Origin of the sequence: Archangium sp., assembly GCF_036389735.1 — a bacterium.
GTDB lineage: Bacteria > Myxococcota > Myxococcia > Myxococcales > Myxococcaceae > Archangium.
Genome location: NZ_DASVWK010000706.1, coordinates 1 through 5,291 on the forward strand (window position 1 = coordinate 1; position 5,291 = coordinate 5,291).

Sequence of the window (5,291 nt, forward strand, 5' to 3'; positions counted from 1 at the left end):
GACTGAGCAGGTCGTAGAGGACCAACTCCTGCGCGCGTGCCGCTGACCGGGCCATGCGGTTGGCATGCATGTGCAGGAAGCTCCCGGCCAGTCCGGCGAGGGAGACACCCGACTTCCCCGCCGCCACCAGGGCCTTCAACCCAGCGAAGGTGGGCGCCAGCTTGTCGGAGCGCCGCCGGAGTACCTCCAGCCCCCTGGCGAGAACGGGAGAGTCCGCCCTGGAGCCCAGCAGCGCTTCCGTGCTCCGGCGCTCCTTGCGGAAGCGCTCGTTCAGCTGCCGTTCGATGGTGCGCTCCACCTGGAACTCGCGGCCGAAGCTCTCGCGCAATTCGGTCACCACCTGGAGCCTGGCCTCCAACCCGAATCCCAGGTCCGAGAGCAGCAGGTCCATCCCGCCCAGCATCAGGCGCCAGCGAGCGTCCGCGCCTTCGTCTCCCGGGAGCAGCGTGAGGAGCTCCAGCACCGCCTCGCTGTCCGCCTGGAACACCCGCTCGGCGAGGAGCATGGCCTCCGGTCCACCGTAACGCTCCACCTCGCGCTCATAGGTGTCGAGCTGCACCTTCCACAGCAGCCCCTCCTGGTGGAGGGGCTCCAGGACCCCGGGGAGCTCGCCAGCCAGTGCCTTCAGGCGCTCGGGGGCGCCGTGGAAGCGCAGCCGCAGGTGCCAGTCCGGATCGCCATAGCGGAGGAAGAACCAGCCGTCCGCCGCCCCCGAGCCGAGCGCGGACTTCACCAGGGGGGCCACCGTTTCGACGAGGAGGCGATCCGCCGTGGCGGCACCGGTGTAGAGCTTGAGGTACAGCCACTCCGACCCGGGCAGGAAGCTGCGCGCCGGGCTGGAGAGCCGCGACGCCTCCACGGGACGGCCTGGAGCCTCCGGGAGGCGCTCGGCCTCCTCGGAACGGGAGCGGACGAAGGGCACCACCAACTCCTGGACGAAGCGGCCCTCGGGTCCCTCCGCGCACAGCCCGTCCGGCCCCGGGAACATCTCCACCAGTGTCGCCGAGGGCCGGTCCTTGATGAGCTGGACCAGCGTCTCGACACCGAGCACGTTGTCCAGGTCGATGGGGAGCAGGTTCTCCCCATCTTCCAGCGAGACGTAGCGCGGCATGCGCCGCTCGGCCCGGAGCGCCTGGACCGCCGCGAAGCGTTGAGCCCCGCTCGTCCCGCCAAGCGCCTCCAGCGTCTCGCGCCAGAGGTTCCACATGGCCGGACTGAACACCAGCCGCCCGTGGGTGACCCTCGGCAGGAAGCTGGCGTGGGCCAGCGGTCCCCAACTCCACATCAGCCCTCTGCATCGTTGCTGGTACTGAAGCGAGCAGAGGAAGCGGTAGAGACCGAGGTTCTGGAACTGGAAGTTGTGCGCGTTGGTCATCCGCGGAATGACCTCGCGCCCCAACCGCGCCGAGCGCAGCACGATCCGGGAACCCTGAACGGAAATCCTCAGGTCGGACGCCTCGAGCTGTCGCTCGGGCGGGGCACCGGACCTCCCCAGGAAGGTCATTTCATACTCGCGCAGGACGGGGCGAGCGAGGATGTTGCCGACCCGGCCCTGGGGCAGGTGGACGATCTCCGCGAACACCGCGCCCCGCTGAAGCGACTCCTCGGCACGCAGGAGTTCCTCCACCTTGCGGTGGAGCTGGGAATCCCCGTGGCAGAAGCGGCCCAGGAGGTTGGCCCCGGAAGCGACGACAGCGGGGAGCTTGACCTGAAAGCGGCCCTGGTCGATCGCCGCCTCGGACTCCGCCGCCACGGACGCCAGCACCGCGAAGGAATCAGGCAGGGGCTGACGCTCCTTGTTCTCCAGCCGCTCGACAAGTGCATCGTCCAGCTCGAGGACCTGGCTCCCCGTGCGCAGGGTCTCCTCCAGCTTGCGCAAGAGGAGCGCCTCGCGCTCTCCGAAGCTGGCGCCACCGCCGCCGTCGGCCGCCCCGCCCAGGGCCATGCCCGCCAGCAGCGGTGCCACCTCGGCGCTGGGGACGTTGGAGGGGTTGAAGCCGATGCCGGCCTCCGCGTCCAGGGCCTCCAGCAAGGGGACCTCGCGCGCCTCATACCGCTGGAGGAACGTCTCGCGGAAGTGCTCCAGGACATCCCGCGGTGGCTTGGGCGAGAGCCGGTGCAGGAGCCGCACGCCACGTTCCAGCTCGCGGAGCACCTCCCGTCCCAGCCGGGCCTCGGGAGCGGGCTTCACCATGTCCACCTGGAACAGCCGTGGCAGCTCGACTGGAGCGGGAAGCCCCGAGAGCATCCGGGACACCTCGAGGTAGTGCTCGCTCGACGCACCGAGCCCCCTGGAGTCCAGCGCCTCGAGGGCGGCCTGGACCGGGAGCAGCGCGTCGACGAAGGGCGCTCCGCCGGGGAGCCGCTGGAGCTGGGAGATCAGCGCGCGGAGCGCCTCCGGTCCGGTGACCGGCGGCGAGAGGTCCGGCACCAGGAGCTGGCTGTCGATGAGCTCCGCGACGTACTCCGTCGCCTCGTCGAGGCCGATCTCCGGATCCCTCTCGACCAACGCCCGCGCCAGCGCCTCGGCCGAGGCGCCCTCCCGGGCCCGGGCCAGCGTGGCCTCCAGGTACTCGGACGACTCGACCGCCACCAGGTGGTACGAGCGAACCTTCTCGCTCAACCTCCCCTCGGCATAGCGCAGCCGGCCGCTGGCGCGGTACAGGCTGGTGTTGGGCCGATAGGAGATGTGCTGACGCAGCTCGGGCGTGCGCGAGAGGGCCTCCGCGAGGAGGCAGGCGTAATCCATGTCCAGGCGGGTATGGCGCTGGTAGGTGGCTCGGGGGCCGATCCGCAGCCGCGTCCGCTCGCCGAGCTCCCCCACGGAGCACCCCGCGAACAGGCCGAAGGGGGTGGGCCGCCCCACCATGCGCAGCAGGTAGCGGACCACGCTGCGCTCGATCTTCTCGCCGCGCTCGCTCTCCGGTTCTCGCTGCCACAGGCCCAGACACTCGTGGAGGCTGGGCGAGGCCACGAAGAGGGCCTCATGCACTTCCGGCTGCCGCAGGAGCGCACCCAGACGCGCCCGCAGGGTCGCGCGATCCCGGCGGAGCGCCGGCTCGAGCTCCTGGGAGCCCGGCGGAAGGCGCGAGGCCTCCAAGCCCTCTCCCCACCTGCTCAACTCCTCGAAGGGGAGCAGGGGCGTGCGGAACGCGAAGAACCCCGCTGGGGAGAAGGGAAACTCCCGGGACTTTTCCTCGAAATTGGAGTGGTTCATGGGCGGGCGGGCTCAAGAGGGGATGGCGGCCATGAGCAGGCCGTCCCAGCCAGGCTGGAAGGGGTGACACGCCGCCAACAAGGCCAGCGCGACACCGGTGGCACCGTTGAGCAGGGTTGCATCCGGCACCCAGCTGAATTCCTCCCGCTCGGACAACCTCTGCCAGGAGAAGTACCCACCCACCCCTTCTCCGGGACGCTCCAGTTCCAGTGTCCGGACGAACCACGAGGTGGCGGCCTCCTTGAACACCGGCTCCCCGGAGACCTGGTAGAGGCGGTTGTAGAGATGCCCGAGGCCCGCGGCGCCGTGGCAGAGCCCCGCATCCCGCACCTCGGTCTGATCCACCGGGCGCCGCGCGGCCTCTCTCGCGATCTCCAACGTCGTCCGCTCCAGCTCGAGATCCGACAACGCCCGGGCGGTGACGAGCAGGCAGACAACGACGCCGGGGTCCCCGTAGCACCACGCGGAGCGGCAGGGCTGGCCAGGGATGCCCGGTGCGGTACACGCGGGGAAGCGGGCTCCCGGGCTGTCGGGCAACACGTTCGCCAGGAGCCAACGGGCCCCTCCCGCGGAGAGCTCGCGCGCCTTTCGCTCGGCCACTCCCGCCCGGGCAATCAGTGCCAGCAGGGCCACCACCGCGGATACGCCGTGTGCCGCACCGAGGTTGAAGTATCCCTCGGGAAACCCCGCACGCTGATGGGGCGGCACATGCTCGGGTGGAGTCCACCACGAGAGCCCCGGCCCCACCTGGATGGAGCGCTCCTCCAATCGGTCCACGATCTCCTCGAGGCACCTGACGGCGAGGGGGTGCGGGAGGCGCTCGAGCGCATAGACGCCGAGGCCCGCCAGTCCGACGACCAGGTCGTAATCAGCGCCCCACGGCCTCCGGGACACCAGACGCAACAACACCTCGTCGATCTCCTCCATGTCGTCGATCGACGTCATCCCCATCGCCCCGAGTCGCGCGAGCGACCAGGCGATTCCGACGAATCCCCCATGGAGACTCGGCGGAAGCGGCTGCTCCTCCAGTGCCGACGCCGCCTCCAGGATGAGCCTTTCCGCCTGGGCCCGGTGGCCGTGATGGGGTTGCCCCCGCTCCAGCTCCGCGAACAGGAAGGCCATGCCCGCGAGGCCATTCGAGAGCGACGGCCCCTCCCTTCCCTGGCGCGCCCGGAGCGCACCCGCGATCTCCTCCACGGTGAGCAACGCACGCTCCCGCAGGGGGCCCTTGAGAAGGGTTGTCCATTCCGCCATGGGAATCGCCTCCGCTCAGCCAGACACCCTTCACGTCGGGCGGCCCACCAAATAACAACTCCCGCTCCATCCGCGCGATGCGGCTCCGGGGTGAGACAGGCTCGCATTCCTGACAGCGGGTACGTGGCCCTCAGGGTCTTGGTTGCCTTGGCAACACCCGAGGCAGCCCCAGGGGCAAATGAGAGGGAAAGCCCAATCTGTTATTGGAGGTTTCCTTCAGCTGGAGGCTCACCCATGTTTCGGAAGGAGGCTCTCGACCACCACGCTGGAAGCCAGGAGAGAGGAAGCGTCCTCCGGCTCTCGCCCTCCTGGACGCGCTGGGCCTTCTGGCTCCTGCTGGCGGTGGTCGGGTTCTACGGTGCGTTCGGGGTGTTGGGTTGGGTCACCGAATACGCGAGCGGTCCGGCGGTGGTGCGAGCGGAGGCCCGGCTGGAGGTGACAGCACTCTCGGCGGGGCGGGTCACCTCGGTGGAGGTCCAGCCCGGGCAGCGGGTGAAGGAGGGGCAGGTCCTGGTGCGCTTCTTCGCCGGACAGGAGCAGGCCAGCCTGGAGCGCTTCAACCAGGAGTTCGAGCTCCATCTCATGCGGCGGATGAGGGATCTCTCGGATGAGAGCGCGAGTCAGGCGCTGAGCACGCTGCGCGCCGAGAAGGAACTGGCGGAGTTCCAGCTCGAGCAACGGGTGGTGCGAGCGCCCCAGGCAGGGGTGGTGAGCGACGTGCGGATCCGGCGTGGCCAGCACCTCACCGAGGGCGAGGTGGTGATCTCGCTGGTGCAGCAGGACTCGCCGCTGGAGGTCATCGCGATGCTCCCCGGTGGCT

At 69.9% G+C, this 5,291-nt stretch carries 3 protein-coding genes; 1 reads left to right on the top strand and 2 read right to left on the bottom strand.

From position 1 onward, the window contains the following. Both VF794_RS24935 and VF794_RS24940 read right to left on the bottom strand, forming a co-directional pair. A partial coding sequence (locus VF794_RS24935; RefSeq protein WP_331114557.1) for a lantibiotic dehydratase occupies positions 1-3,217 on the bottom strand: 3,217 nt, incomplete at its 3' end. 12 nt (positions 3,218-3,229) lie between these two features. Continuing rightward, entirely contained in the window at positions 3,230-4,471 is a 1,242-nt protein-coding gene (locus tag VF794_RS24940) for a lanthionine synthetase C family protein (RefSeq protein WP_331114559.1), read from the bottom strand. A gap of 234 nt (positions 4,472-4,705) precedes the next feature. Between VF794_RS24940 and VF794_RS24945 the strand changes: the two genes are divergently transcribed. Next, positions 4,706-5,291, top strand: a 586-nt coding sequence (locus VF794_RS24945; protein ID WP_331114561.1) for an efflux RND transporter periplasmic adaptor subunit, incomplete at its 3' end; no start/stop codon positions are given.

Coding starts and splice junctions, on each gene's coding strand:
- VF794_RS24940 (WP_331114559.1), bottom strand. CDS start 4,471: ATGGCGGAATGGACAACCCTTCTCAAGGGCCCCCTGCGGGAGCGTGCG.